This is a genomic window from Corynebacterium casei LMG S-19264 (assembly GCF_000550785.1).
GTDB classification, from domain to species: domain Bacteria; phylum Actinomycetota; class Actinomycetes; order Mycobacteriales; family Mycobacteriaceae; genus Corynebacterium; species Corynebacterium casei.
Map to the genome: position 1 here is coordinate 1,851,680 of NZ_CP004350.1, position 20,650 is coordinate 1,872,329.

Consider the following 20,650-nt stretch of genomic DNA (forward strand, 5'->3'; position numbering starts at 1 on the left):
GATCCAGATTAAGCCGTCTGTGTGATGGTGCCGGAGCCGATAACAATATCTCCCAACTCATCAGGTGATGGGAAGTACAGCACCGCAGCCTGACCCGGCGCAACACCGGTCAGTGGCTCGTTAAGCGTCAAAATCATCATGTCCGAGTTGCGGTCGACACGAGCGTGGCAGGAAACCACGGAACCGTGAGCGCGCACCTGAACATCACAATCGAACTCGCCGTCCATTGCTGGGTGCAGGAACTTCAAACGGTCCGCAGTAATTTCAGTGACCTTCAGGTCCTCACGCGACCCCACGGTGACGGTACCAGTCTGGGCGTCGATGCCGGTGACGTAGCGCGGGCGGCCATCGGCAGCCGGTGCCTTGATGTCCAAGCCCTTGCGCTGGCCAATGGTGTAGTTCCACGCGCCATCGTGCTCACGCAGCTCGGTGCCGTCCTGGTCCACAATCATGCCTGGGCGCATGCCGATGCGCGCGCCCAAGAAGGCCTGAGTGTTGCCATCTGGAATGAAGCAGATGTCATAAGAGTCCGGCTTAGACGCCGTGGAAAAACCGTGACGCTTTGCTTCCTCACGAATCAATGGCTTCGGAGTATCACCGATTGGGAAGTAGCAGTAATTCAGCTCTTCTGCGGTGATAACGCCGAGAACATAAGACTGGTCCTTGTTCTCATCCAAGGAACGGCGCATGTAGCCGTCCTTATCCAAGGTGGCGTAGTGGCCGGTTGCCACGGCATCAAAGCCAAGGGCCATGCCCTTGCGCAGCAGTGCCGCGAACTTAATCTTCTCATTGCATCGCAGGCAAGGGTTCGGGGTCTCACCGCGCTCATAGGAATCAACGAAGTCAGTGATGACCGCTTCCTTGAATTCCTCGGAGAAATCCCAGACATAAAACGGGATGCCAAGCTTGTCGCAGATGCGACGCGCATCTGCGGAGTCTTCCAATGAGCAGCAGCCGCGAGCTTTCTCACGGGTCTGTTGGGCGTCTTTGTGTAGGGCAAGGTGGACGCCGACCACCTCGTGTCCTGCTTCAACCGCACGGGCCGCAGCAACGGATGAGTCGACGCCTCCTGACATGGCAACCAAAACTCGCATGTTATGGGAGTGTACTCTCTTAGAGCTATGGGTAAAAAGCGCAGCAAACGGGGTCACAGTTCTTCTGCCTCCAGCGTTGGAGCACAGACCTCACCAGTAGGTACTTACGAGATTTCAACCGGCACCGCCGACATCGAAGCCGATCCGTTTCGCGACGGCGCCTACGTGCTTCACGTCAATGGTGTTCCCAGCTCACACATTGTTCCCGGCGAACCACGCGAGCTGGAGTTTGAGTACATGCGCTGGATTGCTGCCGCTGTAGAAACCTTTGCGCCCGGCCATCGCCTCACTCATCTCGGTGGCGGCGCGTGTTCTTTGCCTCGCTACTTCGCGGACGTCTGGGATGACTCGAAGAACACCGTCGTGGAATTTGATGCCAAGCTCGGTGAACTCGTCCGAGAGAAATTCGACATTCCACGCGCGCCGAAGGTCAAGATTCGTGCCGGCGAAGCTCGTGAAGAAACCGAGAAGTTCCTACCTGCCTCACGCGATGTGATTATCCGGGACGTGTTCGCCGGCGCCATTACCCCTACTCCCCTGACCACCGTGGAGTTCTTTCAAGCTGCGCACCGCGCCCTGGTTCCGGACGGGCTGTACGTAGCCAACTGTGGCGACCATTCTGATCTGCGTGGCGCCAAGGCGGAAATTGCTGGACTTCTCGAAGTCTTTACCAACGTCGCTGTCATCGCGGACCCGCCGATGCTAAAAGGCAGGCGCTACGGCAACATCATTTTGATTGCCTCAGATGCAGAAGTGCCAGAACAACATCAAGAGATAGCCTCTCGCCTACTCGGCGGCGCAGTGCCTGCTCACTACAAGGGACCAGCCTGGACAACTAAATTCTCCACCGGCGGGCAAGCACGCCAAGATGCCGGATCCTAAAGCCACTCGCAGCGAACCAGATTGCAACCGAATTGTGCTCCCATGCGGCATACCTCAATTTGAATATTCTTCATCAGATGTGGATTAAACGTATTTAATATATTGAGCATCCAAACCTGTATGGCGAAATTCCGCTTCAAAATGCCTGTATACACGAGATCGCTTTGTCTTTACACCCTATAAATAGCCCCGCGGAAAATATCTCTTGCCGACCCCTCGTGCCCACTATAAGCTTCCTGACAGGTAACACACATACTGCAGTGAAGTAGGCATAATGAACCCTCAACAGCTCCAAGAAATTTGGAATAACATCCTCAATGGCCAGACCCAGAAAGCTTTAGCCGCCGTGTTGGCACTCATTACAGCCGTCAGCGGGGTCGGCAACATTCCCCAATTCCCCGTAAACACCAGCAGCGTCAACGTCTCCCTTCCAATCACTGGAAGTAGCAATCAAAGTATAACCCTTACCGAACTAGAAACTGAGTTTATAAATAAGCTCAACGAGTATCGGATATCTCGTGGAAAGTCTCCGGTTCGAGTGTCCGCCAAATTAACGCGACAAGCTCGTTCTTGGTCTCAGACTATGGCCACACAAAACCATTACCGACACTCCAACGACAACGTATGGGAAAACATTGCATACAACTATTATGGCAGCGCTGACTACGTTTTAACCCAGTGGAAGAACTCACCGGGTCACAACCGCACCATGCTTCTAAATCAGCATTCCACTGTAGGTTTCGGACAGCGTAGAGCCTCTAATGGATACTATTACGCCACTCTTCAATTTGAATAGTTGGCCATCGCGTCAGTTTGGATCTAATAGCTCACCACCAAACGGACGTAAGTAGGCTCATCTGGAATTCAATCAACTGAGCACGATTGAAATACTGAACTCAAGAGATTATTTAGCGCCCGGCTAGCCCGTTCAAGGCCCCAACGACAGCCTTGTATTCGGTGGTGTTGTCAGCGCCGGTGGCGTTGGCAACGTGTTCAGCGTTATCAAGCAAGATGACCAAATCACCCAAGGTGTAGTTGCCATCAGCCATGGTTTCCAACTGCTCGACTGGCAGGTTGTCGTTGGCAATCAGACCGTTGACTACGTCTGGAAGGCCATCGAGGTTGGCGTTTTGGGCGGCATCGGCAAGCGCTGGTGCGGCAATAGCACCTGCGGCCAATGCCAAAATTGCACCAATGATGACCGTGGAATCCGCACCCAAGTCCACGCCGTCGTTGACAGTCAAGCCTTCGAGCTTGCCGCCCGAAGCCTGAAGCTGCCCAGCGGAGAACATGTTCAGCTGTGCCTCATTACCGTTGAACAGGTTCAAGTCCACGTTGCCGGCAATGCCGTTGACACGACCAGAGTCAGAACGCTGCCACATATCTAGCTTGTTCCATCCGCCCACTGGATCTGGTGCGGTGGATTGGTAGGCAGCCAGCCACAGTGGGTAGTTCGCGAACTCCTGGGTGTTGTTCATCTGCTCAATCCAGAAGTAGCGGTAGGTGTACATCATCGGTGTGCGCCCGGTCAGGGTTTCGAGCTCGTTCATGAACTCGCGAGTCCAATCGGCAAGCTGCTCCGGACTCTTGCCCTCAGAGACCTCCAAGTCGAGCACTGGTGGCAGCGAGTGGTTGCCCACCTGGTTGTACTGGGAGGCGTAGTGCTGCGCCTGTGCACGCGCATCCCCGCCTGGACGGGCGTAGTGGTACGTGCCCACCTGCATGCCGTTGGCAGCAGCCTGGGAGGTGTCATCCACCAAGTGCTCATTAGTCCAGGTGGTTCCCTCAGAAGCCTTAACTACAGCAAAGGACTGGCCGTCAGTGCGCACCTGATCCCAGGCGATACTGCCGCCGTCAGGATGCTGCCAACGGGAGACATCCACACCGGATGCGATACCTGGCACCGTCGATGCCTGCTGCACCATGTCATCTGGAAGCAATCCGGATGGCAGATTCACCGGAATATTCGCAGGCAAACCTGGAATCGCCGTTGCAGGAAGGATAAGCAAAGATCCTGCAACAGCGGCGGTGGCGGTCACGGCAGTAAGCAAGCGGAGTTTACGCATGGCCATGAGCATAACTTATTTCACTCCAGTAACACAGGTAACTGGCGTAACATTCGCAAAATTTTGGTAATTATTCGATTTTTGTTTAGGGGGTTGGCGTAATTTTGCGCAGGCCACAGCTACTGGAAGTGTTTTTCATGTGGTTGAGAGCATAAAAATATCCTCAGCATTTTTCTGACAGTGTGCCGGAAATGCTGAGGATAGATTGAGTGGAAGTTAGCTTGCCGCCTAGACCGAGCGAGCAAGGGTGATTACTTCGGGAAGAACAGCCAGTAGTTGCTTGACGTCTTCTTTGGTGGTGAGTCGGCCCAGGGTGAAACGCAAGGAGCCGCGGCCTTGGTCGTCGCTAACGCCCATCGCTTCAAGCACATGCGACATGCGGTTGACACCGGCGTGGCAGGCAGAGCCAGTGGCTGCTTCAATGCCGCGCTGGTCAAGCAGCAAAATCAAGCTATCGCCGTCGGTGCCAGGAAAAGACACGTGCAGATGAGAATCCAACGATGGCTCGGTGGTGTTAACCACCACGTCATCGACGGTGTTCACAATGCCATCGCGAAGTGCATCGCGCAGGCTGCGAATATGGTTGGATTCTTTCTCAAGCTGCTCCAGCGATTCTTTGAGTGCTGCTGCGAGACCTGAGGCGCCAGCAACGTCATTGGTGCCAGGTCGGATGCCGCGTTCCTGACCGCCGCCGAGCATCAGTGGACGCGGTGCGGGAGTGCGCTTTGCTAGCAGCAGGCCGATACCGCGCGGACCGCCGAACTTATGTGCACTTGCCGCCAAAGTCGCAGCGCCGAGCTCATGGAAGTTGATGGGCAGCTTGCCCACCACTTGCACGGCATCCACATGAACCGGTGTGCCTGCCGCAGCCGCACGAGCAACAATATCTTCGACTGGCTGAATAGCGCCAGTTTCATTGTTGGCCCACATAGAAGTAGCAACAGCAGCCGGAGTATCCAGGGCTGTGAGATCACTGATGTGGCCGTCACGGCCCACTGGCATGAAATCCACGGTGGCGCCGTGCTGTTCTTCTAAACGGGCCACGGTGTCACGAACAGCAGAGTGCTCAATAGGAGAAGAAATAATGCGGCCGGCGCCCGCCTCATTAGTAGAGGCGTGGAAAAGGCCCTGGATAGCAATGTTGTCTGCTTCGGTGCCGGAGGCGGTGAAAACAACTTCGATTGGCTCGCAACCAAGCAGCTCAGCCACGGTCTCACGCGCGTCATCCAATACAGAGCGTGATTTACGGCCCGAGGTGTATTGGGCGCCGGCGTTGAGCATGCCGGAAGCGGCCACCCATGCATCAATAGCTGATTGGCGCATGGGTTGGGTTGCTGCGTAATCGAAATACGACATTAGGAGCGCTTCTTCAATTCTTCTACAAGTGCTGGTGCAAATTCATGCAGGTCTGCCACCACGCCCAGGTCAGCGATCTGGAAGAAAGGCTCATCCTGGTCCTGGTTAACAACAACGATGGTACCGGAGGTCTGCATGCCGGACGTGTGCTGGATAGCGCCGGAAATACCCAGACCGATGTAAAGGTCAGGAGATACAGTCGCGCCGGTCTGACCAATCTGCAGTGCTGGGTCGTACCAGCCCTCATCGACTGCGTCACGGGTTGCACCCACGGCAGCGGAGAGGACATCAGCCAAAGGCTCAACTACGCCGGCAAACTCGTTGCCAACGCCGCGGCCACCGGCCACAACAACCTTGGCGGTGCCAAGCTCAGGGCGAGCAGACTTCACAGCTGGGGTGAAACCTACAACCTGCACATCGCGCTCTGTTGCTGCTGGAAGTGGCATCGGTGCAAGCTGCGTCTCTGCTGGTGCTTCGGATGGTGCGACGGCACCTGGCTGCAGGGTGTAGATCGGGCAGTTGCCATGTGCCTGCGCGGTGACTTCGGTGGAACCACCGAAGATAGACAGGGTTGCGGAACGATCAGCTGCAACAGCGGAGACATTCGCCAGAACACCGGATGCCAGGCGCGCGCCGAGGCGGCCGGCAATCTCGTTGCCCTTGCGGGTGGAAGCAATGAGGATTGGTGCTGGGTTTGCCTGGCCCAGAGTCTGCAGAGCATCAACTTCTGGGGTGATCAGACGAGCGTCGTAGTCAGCGGCGGTGGCGTTTACCACCTGAACAGCACCGAACTGGGCCAGCTGAGGAGCAAGTTCCTCAGCGTGACCGCCAACAACCACGGCAGAGACAGCGCCGAGTTCGCGGGCTGCGGTGATGAGCTCTGCGGTTACAGGGGCGAGCTGGCCGGCATCGTGCTCGACCAGAACATATACGTGAGACACGGTAATTCTCCTACTAAATTAAGTTCTTCGATGCCAGGAAGTCAGCAACCTTCGCTGCCATCTCTTCTGGGCTGCCGGAATCAATAACGTCCCCGGCGGTGCGCGCTGGCTTTTCAGCTGCTGCGGTCACGGCGGTGGTGGATGCTGCGAGGCCAACGTTGCCGGCCTCAACGCCGATATCAGCGATGGACCACACGGTCACGTCATGCTTCTTCGCAGCCATCAGGCCCTTGAAGTTAGGGAAACGTGGCTGGTCAGCCTTATCGGTGACAGACACGATCGCTGGCAGGGAGGCAGAAAGCTCCCAGTGTCCATCCGCGTCTTCGCGAGTACCGGTGACCTTGCCGTCAGCAATGTTTACAGAAAGCACGTTGGTCAAAGCTGGTGCCTGGCGGTATTCCGCCAGCATGCCGGCGAGCAAGCTGGTGCTGCCGTCTGTGGAGGTATTGCCCATAACCACCAAGTCGGCGCTGCCGTGCTTTGCGGCAATGGCGTTAATCGCGTTGTGGATTGCCCAGGTGGTTGCCAGAGCATCAGAGCCAGCCAGTGCGTCATCTTGGACATGCACGGCGTCATCGGCGCCCATGGCCAATGCCTTGCGCAACGCTTCATCAGCAGAGGCAGGACCTACGGTCAAAGCCACAACCTGGAAATCAGGGTTGGCTTCTTTCAAACGTAGGGCTTGTTCAACCGAGTACTCATTGATTTCATCCAGCATGTTGTCAACGGCTTCACGGTTTAGCGTGTGGTCGGAGTCTAAGGTCTTGGTCGACCACGTATCAGGAACGTGTTTAACCAGTGCCACGATGGTTGGCATTAGGCGTTCACCTTTCTTATTTGCTCATATAAGTGTTGCGAAATTCATTCAACCGCCCATAGTAGTAGGCATACCTACTTTAGAACGACTTAGCTTTCATTCAAGATTTTTATGCCCACTGCCGCGCGCCGCAGATCAGCGCCACGCCGCGGCTGCCGATGCGGGTGATAACCACGGCATATTCTTCACTGCCACGCAGTTTTAGCTTCTTGCGCAGCTGGTCAGGGTCGGTGTCTACTCCGCGCACAAGAATCTCAACCCGGCCGCAATCCAGCGCCGCAAGGGCGGTTTTCAGCTTCTTGATGGGTACTTCTTCGATGAATCGAAACCCCGAGTGCCCCGCCGGGATTCGGGGTCCCGTGAGGTACGCGATGCGGTCATCGAGTTGCCACAGGCCTTCACGCGCAGCGTAGTCCTTGACCAGCCCGGCGCGCACGACCGCGCCGTCTGGGTCAATGATGAAGTCAGAGATTTCGCCGGCTTGTGGCAGCTCGTCACGGTCACCGTCGTACTCTTCGATCACCGTCCGGATATGTCCTTTAACGGATGATGAGAAGCTTGCTGTCTCATCATCCGATGTCAGAAGCACCGCGCGTCGTTTCGTCGATAGCTGTGGGCTGTAGAGGCAGGCTTCTTTGACGCCGCCGTCGAGCGAGGTGATGGTGACTCCCCCGTTCCATTTGGAGAAGTCCAGACCGGGTGCGCATTTGATGGCTAGTGCTTTGTCACGGTGTGCGGCAACGAGGTCTGGCAGTGGTGGCAAAAGGTCTTCGGGTGAGGTAATGCGGCGCCCGCCGGCGCGGCGCGCGGGGTCGGCGAGAATGACATCGGAAGTCGTGGTTTGGGTCAGCGCATCGGCGGCAAGGAACTGGCCGGTGGGGATGTTGTGGCGGGCCATCGACAAGCGAATGCGATCGATGTCGCTGCCGATATAGCTGATGCCGGCGCCCGTAAGTGCGGCGCCCTCAAACCCGACGGAACAGGTCACGTCATGGACTTGATTGATGCCTAATGCTGCGAGCTCCTGCGCGCGAAACTGCGCGACGGAGTGCGGCGTGGCCTGCTGAATAGACCCGGTATCAACCAAGAATTCGGTTGCGGACTCAGCGAGGCCTGGGAACTTGTGGGTGCGGACCCCGGCGCGGCGAGCACTGGTGAGCTCGGCAACGGCGCGGGAGTACTCGCCGTATTCTTTGCGGAGAGAGTCCATATCGGCCATGGTGGACGCCTTGGTCAACTCCAATGACTCAGCGCTGGTGGCGATGGCCGCGCGGTTGCGGGCGAGGAAGTCTACTTCGTTCGAGGAGTACGCCATGAAATCCGATCCATTGGTGAGGTAGTGAAAAAGTCATGGTAGCGCGGGTCTTCTTTGTGGTCGCCGATAACCGGGCGGGTATCAGACAAACTTGCCGCATCCAGGACTTCTGCCACGGAGTTGTACTGCGCGAGGCGTTTAAGCTGCGCCCACGTAGGAACCACTAGACGGACAAGACCTGCTTTCCAGCCTTCCAACAGCAAGCTGGGTGGAAACCAGTTGGCGTCATCGGCTTCGCCGGTGTCACCATCGGGGTGTTGGCCCTCAGGGATCAGCGCGAGAAAGAAAAAAGTATCGAACCAGTTCTTCGCACCCGATGACCCAACCCAGCGCGCCCACGGGATGAGGAGGTCGGAGTCGACTTTCATGGAATTTTCCGCCAGAAAATCTGTAAAGGAGACCTCGTGGGTTTCGAGCAGCGCGCGCTGTTCGTGAAAGGGCGCGGCGTCTTTGACTGGCCCGTTGTCATCGACAACCAACAGGGTGCCAGCTTCTTCAAAAAGTTCACGGGCGGCTGCAAAGACCAGGGCGTGCGCCTTGTATTTGGTGACGCCCATGTGGCGAGCCATGGACACCACGGAACGCCCGGCCCAGAAATCACCGGAGTCCCAGGACCGCGGTGGAAAGTCACGGCTGTCTACCCCGCCGCCGGGAAAGACCACGTGCCCGGGATAGTTGACCATGGTGGACACACGTTCTTGGACCCAGACTTCCAGACCGTTTTTGCCGTCACGAATTAACAGGACGGTCGCTGCCATCCTTCCGCCGTTAAACCCTGTGGTATCGGCGTGATCAATTGCATCAATCTGAGCCGGGTCGCTGAAGTGAGCTCTACTCAGATTCTTATCTGTATCGCCCATTTGCCTTTAATCGTACGTCCTCAACTAGCCCTGACAACACTGCGAGAGGTAGAGCTAATCAATCCCTACCCCCTAAGTTTGTACTTCTTCGACCTGTCTCGCACCGTAAGTAACGAACCCTGGTTAATGCCGGCGTTCCTTACTTACGGTGGCTTTTGCGGGCAGAGCGGATGCGGCGGGCAAAGTAGCGGTCACCAATGCGGTCGACCTGGATGGGCTGGTGGAAGGCCTCGGAGAGATTCTTCGACGTCATCACTGAGTTGATAAGGCCCTTGGCAATAACGCGGCCTTCGTCCAAGATCATGGCGTGGGTAAAGCCATAAGGGATTTCCTCGACGTGGTGGGTGATCATCACGATTGCTGGGGCGTCAGCATCGAGTGCCAAATCGCCCAAGTAACCCACCAGGTCCTCACGCCCGCCTAAGTCCATGCCGGCGGTCGGCTCATCCAGGATGAGCAGCTCGGGGTCAGACATCAATGCACGGGCGAGGATGACGCGCTTGCGCTCACCCTCGGACAATGTGCCCCAGGTGCGCTCCGCTAGATGGTGGGCACCGACTTGGTCCAGGATGTCCTGGGCACGGTCAAAGTCCATGTCATCATACTGTTCGCGCCAGCGGCCCAGCACCGCATAGCCGGCGGAGATGACTAAGTCTTGGACAACTTCATTGTCCGGAATGCGGTGCTGCACGGCTGCCGATGACATACCAATCGCCGCGCGCAAATCACGCATATCGGTCTTGCCAATCCGCTCACCCATCACAAAAGCGGCGCCCTTGGACGGGAATTCCTCGGCAGCGGCCATGCGCACCAGCGAGGTCTTGCCCGCACCGTTGGGGCCAATAACCACCCAGCGTTCATCTAATTCCACCTGCCAGTCCACCGGACCGACAAGCGTGTTGCCCCCGCGGCGAAGCTCCACGCCGCGGAAGTCGATGAGCAAATCATCGTGGGTTTCTAAAGGCTGCGTTGCTCTCGATGCAGAATTAGATGCAGCAGGGTTATTAGCTGGGGTATTAGACATAGGTGCGTTCACACCATCTATTGTGGCCTAATTTCACGTTGCCCGGTGAAACTGACACAGCTCGACTAACCTAGAATTCATGACTCAGCGCCTTGGGATAGATGATGTTCGGCCCCGGATCAATAACGGTAATTTGCCGGTCAAAGCAGTTGTTGGGGAAGTAATCCCCGTCACTGCCTTGGTGTGGCGCGAAGGCCATGATGCCATCGCCGCTACCCTCAATGTGTGGTCCTCACGCGACCCGCAGACGGTGGCGACCTCCACTATGACGGTGGATAAGGACATCCCGGACCGGGTGCACGGAATTTTTACGCCCGGCACTGAGGGCACCTGGTATTTCCGCGTTGATGCGTGGTCGGATCCGATTGCGACGTGGCGCAATGCCATCGAAAAGAAAATAGCGGCTGGTCAAGACGCCGAGGAACTAGCCAATGACTTAGCCCATGCTTCAAACCTGTACGCGCGTGCGGGCCTCGCCCTGGATGGTGCTGAGGGCCGGTCATTGCTACGCGCCGGTGTGGCTTTGGATGACCGCACCGCGAGCGTGACCGAGCGCGTCGCATTGGCGCTTTCTGATGATGTTGCGGAGATCCTGCGCCATAACCCCTTCCGCGAAATGCTCACCGAGGGGCCCACCCAGCAGGTACTCGTGGAGCGTCCACAGGCGCTGTTTAACTCGTGGTATGAGCTTTTCCCACGTTCCACCGGTGGCCGCGATGACAACGGCAAGCCAATGCATGGCACTTTTGCCACCACGGAAAAAGCCCTTGAGCGCGTAGCGGCGATGGGCTTTGACACCGTCTACTTCCCGCCGATTCACCCGATTGGTGAGGTCCACCGCAAGGGCAAGAACAATACGCTGACCCCGGGTGCGGATGATGTGGGCTCGCCGTGGGCTATTCAAGACCACACGGCAACACACCCGGAGCTGGGCAGCATGGAAGATTTCAAGAAGCTCGTGGTGCGCGCGCATGAGCTCAGCCTCGAGGTGGCTTTGGACTTGGCGCTGCAGGCATCACCTGATCACCCGTGGGCGAAATCGCACCCAGAGTTTTTCACAGTGCTTGCCGATGGCACCATCGCCTACGCCGAGAACCCTCCCAAGAAGTACCAGGACATCTACCCCATTAACTTCGATAACGCCCCGGAGAAGGTCTATGAGGAGATCTATCGCGTGGTCATGGTGTGGGTCGATGCTGGCGTGTCCACCTTCCGCGTGGACAACCCGCACACCAAGCCGACCAACTTCTGGGCGTGGCTGATTTCCAAGGTGCATGCCACCCATCCTGGCGTGATTTTCCTGGCTGAGGCCTTTACCCGCCAGGCCCGCCTCTATGGTTTGGCCAAGCACGGCTTCTCGCAGTCTTATACCTACTTCACGTGGAAGACCACCAAGGAAGAACTGACAGAGTTCGCTACTGAGCACGCGCTACAGGCCGATTTCTGCCGCCCAAATTTGTTTGTGAACACCCCGGATATTCTGCACGAATCCCTGCAAACAGGCGGACGCGCGATGTTCGCTATCCGCGCCGTGCTGGCCTCTACCCTGTCCCCGCTGTGGGGTGTGTACTCCGGCTACGAGCTCTATGAGCACATGCCGGTCAAGCCCGGCAGCGAAGAATACTTGGACTCAGAGAAATACGAGCTGCGCCCGCGCGACTTCCAAGCAGCTGTTAATTCCGGTGACTCCCTCGAGGGTTTTATCCGCCATCTCAACACCATCCGCCGCGACAACCCTGCACTGCAGCAGCTGCGCAACCTGTATTTCCATGAGGCGGATAATCCAAACGTGATGGCCTATTCCAAGGCCGATGCCACCACCGGCAACATCGTGCTCGTTGTCATCAACCTTGATCCACGCAACGCGCAGGAAGCAACTGTCACCATTGACTACAACGCCATCGGACGCAAACCGGGCGAATCCTACGCTGTGCACGACCAGATCTCCGGCAACACCTACGAATGGTCTGAGCGTAACTTTGTGCGCCTCGAACCACTGCGCGATGTCGCCCACATCTTCGTCCTGCCCACCGCCCCACGTGAGCGCCGCGAGGCACTGGCCTACCGCCACGTCACGGATTATCGGGCTTAATCGACCTTCGGTCTCTAAGCCCGATAGTCAGATAATCCGGTGGTCCGGACAGCAGCAACTTTCCTCCCTTTAATAGCCTGAAAAAGGTAGCCTAAAACCATGAGCATTCCTGCAGATGATCTTCGTCTTCTCAACCAGTGCCGGCACTATGACCCGCACGGGTTGTACGGCTGGCACGACGGCACCGTACATACCCGTCGCCCTGGCGCTGAGCGCGTGGAGTTGGTGACCGCCGAAGACGTAGTACCAATGCGCAATATTGGCGATGACATCTTCTTCGCAGAGCTCGCAGAAAACGAAGACTACCGTCTGCGCATTACTTATCCCGCACAGCCACCGCGCGATATCGCTGATGGCTACCGCTTTCTGCCCACACTGGGTTCTTTGGACCTGCACCTGATATCTGAAGGCCGCCATGAGCGGCTGTGGGATGTGCTCGGCGCGAACCTCAAGACCTATGCCTCCGAACTGGGTGAGATTACCGGTACTGCTTTCGCCGTCTGGGCTCCGAATGCTGAAGGTGTCTCCGTTGTTGGTGACTTCTGTGGGTGGAACGCCGCGCAGTACCCCATGCGCTCATTGGGTTCCACGGGTATCTGGGAGGTCTTCATTCCAGGTGTGGGCCCGGGTGAGCGCTACAAGTTCGCCATCCAAACCAAGGAAGGCCACCGCATTGATAAGGCTGACCCGATGGCGCGCCGCACCTTAGCGCCACCAGAGACCGCCTCGGTCATCGAAGAATCCACATATGAGTGGAAGGATGCTGACTGGCTAGATTCTCGCTCGACGGACTTGAACGTGCCGATGAGTGTCTACGAGGTTCACGTTGGTTCCTGGAAGCAGGGTTCTAACTACAACACCTTGCGGGAGGAACTCATCCCTTACCTGCAGGAACACGGCTACACCCACGTGGAGCTCATGCCCGTTGCCGAGCATCCCTTTGGTGGCTCCTGGGGCTATCAGGTCTCTAGCTACTACGCGCCAAGCGCACGCTGGGGCAACCCGGATGACCTACGCGCGCTCATCGACGCCCTGCACAACGCGGGCATCGGCGTGATCGTTGACTGGGTACCAGCACACTTTCCTAAGGACTCTTTCTCCCTGGGCAAGTTCGACGGCCAGGCTTGCTACGAGCACCCTGACCCACGCCGCGGTGAACAAAGCGACTGGGGTACCTATGTCTTTGACTTCGGCCGTAACGAGGTACGCAACTTCCTGGTAGCCAACGCCTTGTACTGGGCAGAGCAATTCCACATCGACGGCCTGCGCGTGGATGCCGTCGCCTCTATGCTTTACCTGGACTACTCGCGCGAAGACTGGCTGCCAAACATCCACGGTGGCCGCGAGAACCTCGAGGCAGTGCAGTTCTTGCAAGAAACCAACGCAACTGTGCACCGCCACCACCCCGGCGTGCTGACTATCGCTGAGGAATCCACCTCCTGGCCTGGTGTGACCACGCCAACCGAACACGGTGGTCTGGGCTTTGACTTGAAGTGGAACATGGGCTGGATGAATGACACCCTCGAATACTTCGGCCACGACCCGATCCACCGCAGCTACCACCACAATGAGCTGACCTTCTCCATGGTCTACGCCTATTCTGAGCGCTACATGCTGCCCTTTAGCCACGATGAAGTTGTTCACGGCAAGGGCACCTTGTGGACCCGCATGCCTGGCGATGACTGGAACAAGGCCGCGGGTGTCCGCTCCCTGTTTGGCTACATGTTTAGCCACCCAGGAAAGAAGCTGATGTTCATGGGCTGCGAGTTCGGCCAGACCACCGAGTGGTCAGAGGCCTACTCGATTGACTGGTCCAACTTGGAAGGCTGGGGCGCGGAATACCACCACGGCATCAAGCGCCTCGTGCGCGACCTCAACCTGACTTATAAGGCACATCCGGCGCTGTGGTCCCAGGACTTCACCCAAGATGGTTTCCAGTGGGTCAAGGCTGATGACGCGAATAATTCCATCCTCGGCTATATCCGCTACGGCAGCGACGGCTCAACCGTCTTGGCCGTGTGTAATTTCTCTGGTTCCTCCCAGCCGCACTACGCCGTCTGGGTACCAGAAGATGGCACCTGGGAGCTTATCCTCAACACCGACGATAAAGCCTACGAAGGTGCCGGAAACGAGCTCGCGGGCCAGGTCAGCTCCTCCGACAACAACGTCCAACTGCACATCCCGGCCAACTCCGTGCAGTGGTACACCCTGCGACGCTAGTGCACCGCAGGATGTACCACCGCCACGAATACTAGGAGCGCAGGAGCGCAACAAAGTACGCGGCGTTGTGCAGCAGCTGGCTGGTTGCTTTAAGTACTGAAGCTTTTAGTACAGGGAGCTAGCCAGCTTGGTGCGGGCGGCAAGCACGCGGGGATCGGCGGCATCGAAAAGTGCAAAAAGCTCCAGCAGCCTGTCGCGCACCTTAGCCTTCTCTCCTGCTACGTTGCCTGCAACTAGCGCAATGAGGCGGTCAAAAGCTGCCTCTGGGTTGCCGGCGACAATTTCAGCATCGGCAGCATCGAACTGCTTATCAATGTTTTCTGGTGCCTGCTGCGCCGCTTCCATCGGATCCGTGGTGCGGTTTGCTGGGTCCAAGCGCTTGAGCAACATCGTGGTGTTGCGCGCCTGCTTGATGTCGGTGTTGCTTGGGTCCTCAGCGAGGATGGAATCATAGACCGCCATCGCACCATCAAAATCGCTCTGGTTAAGCTTCGACTCAGCCTCTGCCAGACGAGGATCCTCCGCTGGGGTTTCTTCCTCAACCTGATCCGGCATATCAGCCTGGTCCAGACCTTTAAGCTTTGGACCAATCTGCTCAACCAGCGCATCAACCCACTGCTGCAGCGCTTCCTTTGGCTGGCCACCCTCAAAGTTGGTCAACGGCTGGCCGGCGCCAATCGCAACGACGGTTGGCAGCTGCTGAACGCCAAAGACCTGTGCAATCTGCGGGAAGGTATCTGCATCAATGTAGCCGGCAATGAACTTCAAACCCGCGGCATCTGCAAGCTCCTTGAAATCCGCCTTCAGTTGCTCCGACGCCGGTGAGCGCTGGGTGCCAATAATCGCGATAACCGGGACCTGCGTGGAACGGCGCACGACTTCATTTTCAAAGTTCGCGTCAGTGACATCGAAAAATGGCGCGATGCCGCCTGTCGGCGTTGCCGATGCCGACTGATTCTTTGCGGCCTCGCGGGCTTCAGCCTGTGCCTTTACCTGGCTCAGATCCAAGGCTCCACCAACAAAGCCGGACTGCGGATTAGTCATTTAAGTATTACTCCCTAAAAATTTTGCTAAAGGTTTATTGCGCAGTATCTGGGCCCAAGTGGCGGTCAATGGCCTCCACCTTGCCGCGGATGCGGTCCGTGTAGCCCGGGCGAATATCAGCCTTGATAACCAAGGAAACGCGCGGGGATACAGCCTCTACTGCCGCGGTAGCTTGTTTAATCACGCCAAAGACCTCATCCCACTCGCCCTCAAGCAGAGTGAACATGGCATTGGTTTCATGTGGAAGGCCGGATTCTCGGACCACGCGGACTGCTTCAGCAACCGCCTCCGACATCTCTGCATCAGCGGTATTAGTGATGACAGGGGCAACAGAAAATGCAACAATCATGCCGTCTACTCTACCGCTCGAAACAATTGGTGTGGGATGTACACAGGCATGATGCAAACGCTGAGAGCGACTTTTTGATTCTAGGGTGCTGCTGGGAGATTTAGGTCAGCCCCCACACTAAGAGTCCAATGACTGAGGTTGCTCCCACTAGGACGAGCAACGCTTTGGGCTGCAATTGCTCTTTGACATGAAAGCCATAATCCCGCCAACCCGCGCTGTCTTCTGTACCGGGATAAACCAATGCCTTGGGCCTCCACGTGCAGATGATCAGCCAATCGATGATAAGGAGGTCGAACAGCGCGAAAGTCATCAATGCCAATTCGAGAAAGCTTGCCTCTGGAGGCTGGGCGCCCCACGCCCACACCACAGCGGTGATCGATGCGAATATAACTATGACGAAGACAGTGCCACTGATTAATCCCGCGCGTTTTTGCCCTGCGGTGGGAGCCGGTGCGGCTTGGCGGATGTCTTCTGGGTAGTCATCTATCAGTGCATAGGGCCTAAGAAATACAACAGCCAGCAGCACCGACCCGCTAAGCAGCACGGCAATACTGCCATAAGTAAGAGTGTGTCCCCACCACTGTGCATATGACGTTGAAAAGTCCACTGCAACCATCCCCACGTAGATTTTGCTACTTAGGTTAACCTAAATAGTTGGCGCGGGGAATAGTACTGGCGGATTAGTGGCCGAGGATAGCTAGCGGCGATCCCAGCAGCGGGTGTGCCAGTGGCGGCGCTCATCAACGCGACCACCACCTTCTTGCGGCCATGCAACAATGTGCGACATGCCGGAGAAGATGGTGCCATTGCAGCCGGGGCAGACATAGTTCTTGGTAGCTCCAGCCGCACCGACGCGCCGCAGAATATAGGGACGGCCGAAGTCCCACGAAGGCCCCTCGACGGTTTCAGCGCCGAAGAAGGCCGCGGCATCACGGGGCAATGCCCGCGGCGTCTGCTGCGCCTTGGAGTTCCGCGATGAACCCCTCCCGCGGCGACTTTTACGTCCCATATGCTCTCAAATACTTTGCTGCGAGCGAAGCCTAGAAAAGACGAAGCTCGTTGGATTCAATGCCGCGCAGCTCCTGGTAGTCCAGAATGACGCAGCGAATGCCACGATCCTCAGCCAAAGTACGTGCCTGTGGCTTGATCTCCTGTGCGGCAAACACGCCAGCAACCGGTGCCAGCAAGTCATCGCGGTTGAGCAATTCAAGATAGCGGGTCAGCTGCTCAACACCGTCGATCTCACCGCGACGCTTGACCTCAATGGCCACATAGCCCTTCTTGGCATCCTGCGCCATCAAATCCACGGGGCCAATCGCCGTTGGGTACTCGCGTCGAACTAAGGAATAGCCCTTACCCAAGGTGGTGATGTGCTCAGCCAGCAACTCCTGGAGATGTGCTTCCACGCCATCTTTGACCAGACCTGGATCCTCACCAAGTTCTGCCTCAATATCCTGGTGGATTTCCTCGATGGTGATACGAAGCTGATCACCCTTCTTGTTCTCCACCAACCACAGGTACTCCCCTGTTGGATCGCCATCAATATCCTTGATTTCTGACTCTTCCAATGTGCACGGAGGGGTCATCCAGTTCAATGGCTTGTACGCACGATCGTCGGCGTGCACAGAGACTGAACCATCAGCTTTGAGCAAAAGCAGACGATCTGCCATGGGAAGGTGGGCATCCAATCGGCCGACATAATCGACAGAACAACGGGCGATGACTAAACGCATGTCCTCTACATTATGCGTAAGCCGCGCCTAAGAAAAACTAAGGCGCACAGAACATCCTCTTCGGATGCTGTGCGCTGTACTAATGAAGTTTTATCTAGCTACCGTTGTAGCTTGACCAAGTATTTGGGTCATAGGGCATATTGGTCCCGCGTGGACGCTCTGCCCTATCGCGCAGGCGACGGAAATCAATGCGTTCCTTGCGCTGTGATGGCGATGCCTCAACCCAAGCGCCGAACGCCATCAGTGCGTGCTGAGTACACGCCAACTCATAATCTACGCCGCCGTTGACAAAACGAATGATCGTGTAGTCCTCAGAAATGAAAGCAGCCTCGTCATCAGTGACCGGACGGGTGTCCAGCAACTCGATGTCGAGGCGGTTGATTGAAGAGTCAGCCATAGGAGAAACAGAGCGGAGCTTGAAGAAATCCACAGTGTCACCCTTGTAGCGCAGCACGCCGTGGCGCCAGCCGTGAAAGCCCTTGGCCGGAAGCTTGCGCAGCAGAACCGAAGCGCCGCGAGAACGCAAAGTGAAAAAGCGCATGGCCGCAAAGAATACGACCAAAATGGCAATAATGGCCAGTACCCAGAAGATTACCGAACCCACGCTCATCAGTCTCGTTCTGCCCTTCTCATCATCCACCACTTCTGCAAAGGCCACGGCGCGAGACAAAGTACTGTCTGAACTGCCTCAACCAAACTGCAACGAAGCGGTTCAATCAATCTCAAGTTGTTGAATAGTCTACAGAGTGCCTGCGTAGAGTCACAATAAATCGTTTGGTTGACTACCCGCCTGACCCGGGAAACACTTTGCTGCCGGTGTCAATGACCGATTGGTGCAAACTCCCCACTAGTGGGGCTAGATATTACGGTTCATGACGAACTTCTTCCTGCACCGAGCAGAAATTGGCGCGAAAAATCCCCGCGGTACCGAAGTACTGCGGGGATTTAAGTGAGAGAGGAAGGGCGGTCATTGCTGCCCTTTATCTCCGATTGCTCGTCGTGCGAGCTTATCCAAGATTGCTCTTGAGATTAGCTCTCACGGGAACGAGCCAAGGCGCGAAGCGCTGCCTGTCCACGAGAAGCAACCAGTTCATCAGATGACGTGGATTCTTCCTGAGCCTGAGATTCATTGACCTCATTTGCCCAGACAGCCCAGTCAGCCAAGACGGTGACCTTCTCAGCGGAAACGGAGAGGAAGCCACCCTGTACGGCGGCAACCTTGCGGTCACCGTCGACTGGGCGGAAGGTTACGACCCCATTCTCAGCCAATTGGCCAAGCATCGGTTCGTGACCCGGAAGCACGCCGATCTCACCCTCGGTGGTCTCTGCGGAAATGATGCTGGCCTTACCAGACCACAACATGCGCTCTACAGATACCAGTTCCACGGTGATGTCAGCCATGTGCCTCTCCCTACTTCTCAGTCAGCTTCTTGTATGCTGCTTCGACGTCGTCCAAGCCACCCAAGCCATTGAAGGCCTGCTCTGGGTAGTGGTCGAAGTCGCCGTTGCAGATGCGCTCGAATGCATCGATGGTGTCAGCCAAAGGTACGTAGGAGCCTGGCAGACCGGTGAACTTCTCTGCGACGAAGAAGTTCTGGCCCAAGAAGCGCTCGAGGCGACGTGCGCGCTGAACGGTGATCTTGTCCTCTTCAGACAGCTCGTCCATACCAAGGATGGCGATGATGTCCTGGAGTTCCTTGTTCTTCTGCAGAATGTTGATAACGCGCTGCGCAACTGCGTAGTGACGCTCGCCAACAATGCTTGGCTCAAGGATACGAGAGGTGGAGCTCAGTGGGTTCACTGCTGGGTAAATACCCTTAGAAGCGATAGCACGGTCGAGCTCGGTGGTTGCATCCAAGTGAGCGAAGGTAGTCGCTGGAGCTGGGTCGGTGTAGTCATCCGCAGGAACGTAAACAGCCTGCAGAGAGGTAATCGACTTACCCTTGGTGGAAGTAATGCGCTCCTGAAGAACACCCATCTCATCAGCCAGGGTTGGCTGGTAGCCAACGGCGGAAGGCATACGGCCCAGAAGGGTCGAAACCTCAGAGCCTGCCTGGGTGAAACGGAAGATGTTATCGATGAACAGCAGCACGTCCTGGTTCTGAACATCGCGGAAGTACTCCGCCATGGTCAGGCCGGACAGAGCCACGCGCATACGAACTCCTGGTGGTTCGTCCATCTGGCCGAACACGAGGGCGGTGTCCTGCAGTACGCCCATTTCTTCCATTTCCAGGAACAGGTCGGTGCCCTCACGGGTACGCTCACCAACACCTGCGAAGACGGAGGTACCGGAGAACTCGCGTGCGATACGAGTAATCATCTCCTGGATAAGAACAGTCTTACCCACACCTGCGCCGCCGAACAGACCAATCTTGCCGCCCTTAACGTAAGGGGTCAGCAGGTCAATAACCTTGATGCCAGTTTCGAGGATCTCAGTCTTGCCTTCGAGCTGATCGAATGCTGGTGGTTCGCGGTGGATTCCCCACTGCTCGCCATCGCGGCCGAGGCCTGGCTCATCCAAGCAGTCGCCCAATGCGTTAAAGACGTGGCCCTTAACAACATCGCCAACTGGGACGGAAATTGGCTTCTGAGTATCGTTTACAGTCGCACCACGAACAAGGCCATCGGTAGGTGCCATGGATACGGCACGAACGAGGTTGTCGCCGAGGTGCTGAGCAACCTCAAGGGTAATGGTGCGTGCTACAGCCTCGAGATTAATCTCGACGGTCAGTGCGTTGTACAGTGCCGGTAGTCCGCCACGCGGGAACTCCACGTCGACGACCGGACCGATGACACGCACCACACGGCCGGCTACTGCCGACGACTGTGTGTTCTGCTCTTGCAGAGCTGAAGTCAT

At 56.8% G+C, this 20,650-nt stretch carries 20 protein-coding genes; 4 read left to right on the forward strand and 16 right to left on the reverse strand.

Annotated elements, in window-relative coordinates; translation table 11 throughout:
- Nucleotides 1-8: 8 nt before the first annotated feature.
- A complete protein-coding gene (gene mnmA / locus CCASEI_RS08500) occupies nucleotides 9-1,094 on the reverse strand; it encodes a tRNA 2-thiouridine(34) synthase MnmA (RefSeq protein ID WP_006823350.1) in 1,086 nt (361 codons plus the stop codon).
- Nucleotides 1,095-1,121: 27 nt separating this feature from the next.
- Here mnmA and CCASEI_RS08505 point away from each other — a divergent pair, with 27 nt between their 5' ends.
- Together CCASEI_RS08505 and CCASEI_RS08510 are read left to right on the forward strand one after the other, a co-directional pair.
- On the forward strand, nucleotides 1,122-1,976 hold the full coding sequence (locus CCASEI_RS08505) for a spermidine synthase (protein WP_025387705.1): 855 nt from the start codon (nucleotides 1,122-1,124) through the stop codon (nucleotides 1,974-1,976).
- Between the two features lie 274 nt (nucleotides 1,977-2,250).
- Nucleotides 2,251-2,772: a CAP domain-containing protein gene (locus CCASEI_RS08510; protein WP_006823352.1), complete on the forward strand. Its 522-nt coding sequence runs from the start codon at nucleotides 2,251-2,253 to the stop codon at nucleotides 2,770-2,772.
- A 112-nt stretch (nucleotides 2,773-2,884) separates the two neighbouring features.
- Here CCASEI_RS08510 and CCASEI_RS08515 read toward each other — a convergent pair whose 3' ends face one another.
- The 7 genes from CCASEI_RS08515 to CCASEI_RS08545 all read right to left on the reverse strand — a co-directional run bounded on the left by CCASEI_RS08515 (nucleotide 2,885) and on the right by CCASEI_RS08545 (nucleotide 10,367).
- Complete coding sequence (locus tag CCASEI_RS08515; RefSeq protein ID WP_225868391.1) at nucleotides 2,885-4,042, reverse strand: glycoside hydrolase family 25 protein; 1,158 nt, start codon at nucleotides 4,040-4,042, stop codon at nucleotides 2,885-2,887.
- 228 nt (nucleotides 4,043-4,270) lie between these two features.
- The gene (locus CCASEI_RS08520; protein ID WP_025387707.1) at nucleotides 4,271-5,398 is read right to left on the reverse strand and encodes a cysteine desulfurase family protein; all 1,128 of its coding nucleotides are present in this window, start codon (nucleotides 5,396-5,398) and stop codon (nucleotides 4,271-4,273) included.
- Nucleotides 5,398-6,339 carry an electron transfer flavoprotein subunit alpha/FixB family protein gene (locus CCASEI_RS08525; protein ID WP_025387708.1) on the reverse strand — a complete coding sequence of 314 codons (942 nt, stop codon included), beginning with the start codon at nucleotides 6,337-6,339 and terminating at the stop codon, nucleotides 5,398-5,400. The genes CCASEI_RS08520 and CCASEI_RS08525 overlap by 1 nt, the downstream gene beginning before the upstream one ends.
- 13 nt (nucleotides 6,340-6,352) lie before the next feature.
- The gene (locus tag CCASEI_RS08530; RefSeq protein WP_025387709.1) at nucleotides 6,353-7,156 is read right to left on the reverse strand and encodes an electron transfer flavoprotein subunit beta/FixA family protein; all 804 of its coding nucleotides are present in this window, start codon (nucleotides 7,154-7,156) and stop codon (nucleotides 6,353-6,355) included.
- A 109-nt stretch (nucleotides 7,157-7,265) separates the two neighbouring features.
- A complete protein-coding gene (locus CCASEI_RS08535) occupies nucleotides 7,266-8,471 on the reverse strand; it encodes a THUMP-like domain-containing protein (RefSeq protein WP_025387710.1) in 1,206 nt (401 codons plus the stop codon).
- Nucleotides 8,447-9,331 carry an NUDIX hydrolase gene (locus tag CCASEI_RS08540; RefSeq protein ID WP_006823359.1) on the reverse strand — a complete coding sequence of 295 codons (885 nt, stop codon included), beginning with the start codon at nucleotides 9,329-9,331 and terminating at the stop codon, nucleotides 8,447-8,449. Before CCASEI_RS08540 ends, CCASEI_RS08535 begins: the two co-directional genes overlap by 25 nt.
- A 139-nt stretch (nucleotides 9,332-9,470) precedes the next feature.
- Nucleotides 9,471-10,367 carry an ABC transporter ATP-binding protein gene (locus CCASEI_RS08545; RefSeq protein ID WP_404825245.1) on the reverse strand — a complete coding sequence of 299 codons (897 nt, stop codon included), beginning with the start codon at nucleotides 10,365-10,367 and terminating at the stop codon, nucleotides 9,471-9,473.
- A 67-nt stretch (nucleotides 10,368-10,434) separates the two neighbouring features.
- Between CCASEI_RS08545 and CCASEI_RS08550 the strand changes: the two genes are divergently transcribed.
- Both CCASEI_RS08550 and glgB read left to right on the forward strand, forming a co-directional pair.
- The gene (locus CCASEI_RS08550) at nucleotides 10,435-12,447 is read left to right on the forward strand and encodes a maltotransferase domain-containing protein (protein ID WP_025387711.1); all 2,013 of its coding nucleotides are present in this window, start codon (nucleotides 10,435-10,437) and stop codon (nucleotides 12,445-12,447) included.
- A 99-nt stretch (nucleotides 12,448-12,546) separates the two neighbouring features.
- Nucleotides 12,547-14,667: a 1,4-alpha-glucan branching protein GlgB gene (glgB, locus tag CCASEI_RS08555; protein ID WP_006823362.1), complete on the forward strand. Its 2,121-nt coding sequence runs from the start codon at nucleotides 12,547-12,549 to the stop codon at nucleotides 14,665-14,667.
- A 105-nt stretch (nucleotides 14,668-14,772) separates the two neighbouring features.
- Here the strand turns inward: glgB and CCASEI_RS08560 are convergent, their stop codons facing one another.
- The 8 genes from CCASEI_RS08560 to atpD form a co-directional block, all read right to left on the reverse strand.
- The gene (locus CCASEI_RS08560; protein ID WP_025387712.1) at nucleotides 14,773-15,711 is read right to left on the reverse strand and encodes a tetratricopeptide repeat protein; all 939 of its coding nucleotides are present in this window, start codon (nucleotides 15,709-15,711) and stop codon (nucleotides 14,773-14,775) included.
- Nucleotides 15,712-15,745: 34 nt separating this feature from the next.
- Entirely contained in the window at nucleotides 15,746-16,060 is a 315-nt protein-coding gene (locus tag CCASEI_RS08565) for an MTH1187 family thiamine-binding protein (RefSeq protein ID WP_006823364.1), read from the reverse strand.
- Nucleotides 16,061-16,160: 100 nt separating this feature from the next.
- Nucleotides 16,161-16,667 carry a hypothetical protein gene (locus CCASEI_RS14445; protein WP_155894830.1) on the reverse strand — a complete coding sequence of 169 codons (507 nt, stop codon included), beginning with the start codon at nucleotides 16,665-16,667 and terminating at the stop codon, nucleotides 16,161-16,163.
- Nucleotides 16,668-16,757: 90 nt separating this feature from the next.
- Nucleotides 16,758-17,069, reverse strand: coding sequence for a hypothetical protein (locus CCASEI_RS08575; RefSeq protein WP_006823366.1), 312 nt, complete (start codon nucleotides 17,067-17,069; stop codon nucleotides 16,758-16,760).
- A gap of 31 nt (nucleotides 17,070-17,100) precedes the next feature.
- Nucleotides 17,101-17,793, reverse strand: coding sequence for an endonuclease NucS (gene nucS / locus CCASEI_RS08580; RefSeq protein WP_006823367.1), 693 nt, complete (start codon nucleotides 17,791-17,793; stop codon nucleotides 17,101-17,103).
- A 94-nt stretch (nucleotides 17,794-17,887) separates the two neighbouring features.
- Nucleotides 17,888-18,403 carry a DUF2550 domain-containing protein gene (locus CCASEI_RS08585; RefSeq protein WP_035095713.1) on the reverse strand — a complete coding sequence of 172 codons (516 nt, stop codon included), beginning with the start codon at nucleotides 18,401-18,403 and terminating at the stop codon, nucleotides 17,888-17,890.
- 419 nt (nucleotides 18,404-18,822) lie between these two features.
- Complete coding sequence (locus tag CCASEI_RS08590) at nucleotides 18,823-19,194, reverse strand: F0F1 ATP synthase subunit epsilon (protein WP_006823369.1); 372 nt, start codon at nucleotides 19,192-19,194, stop codon at nucleotides 18,823-18,825.
- A gap of 10 nt (nucleotides 19,195-19,204) precedes the next feature.
- The gene (atpD, locus tag CCASEI_RS08595; RefSeq protein ID WP_006823370.1) at nucleotides 19,205-20,650 is read right to left on the reverse strand and encodes a F0F1 ATP synthase subunit beta; all 1,446 of its coding nucleotides are present in this window, start codon (nucleotides 20,648-20,650) and stop codon (nucleotides 19,205-19,207) included.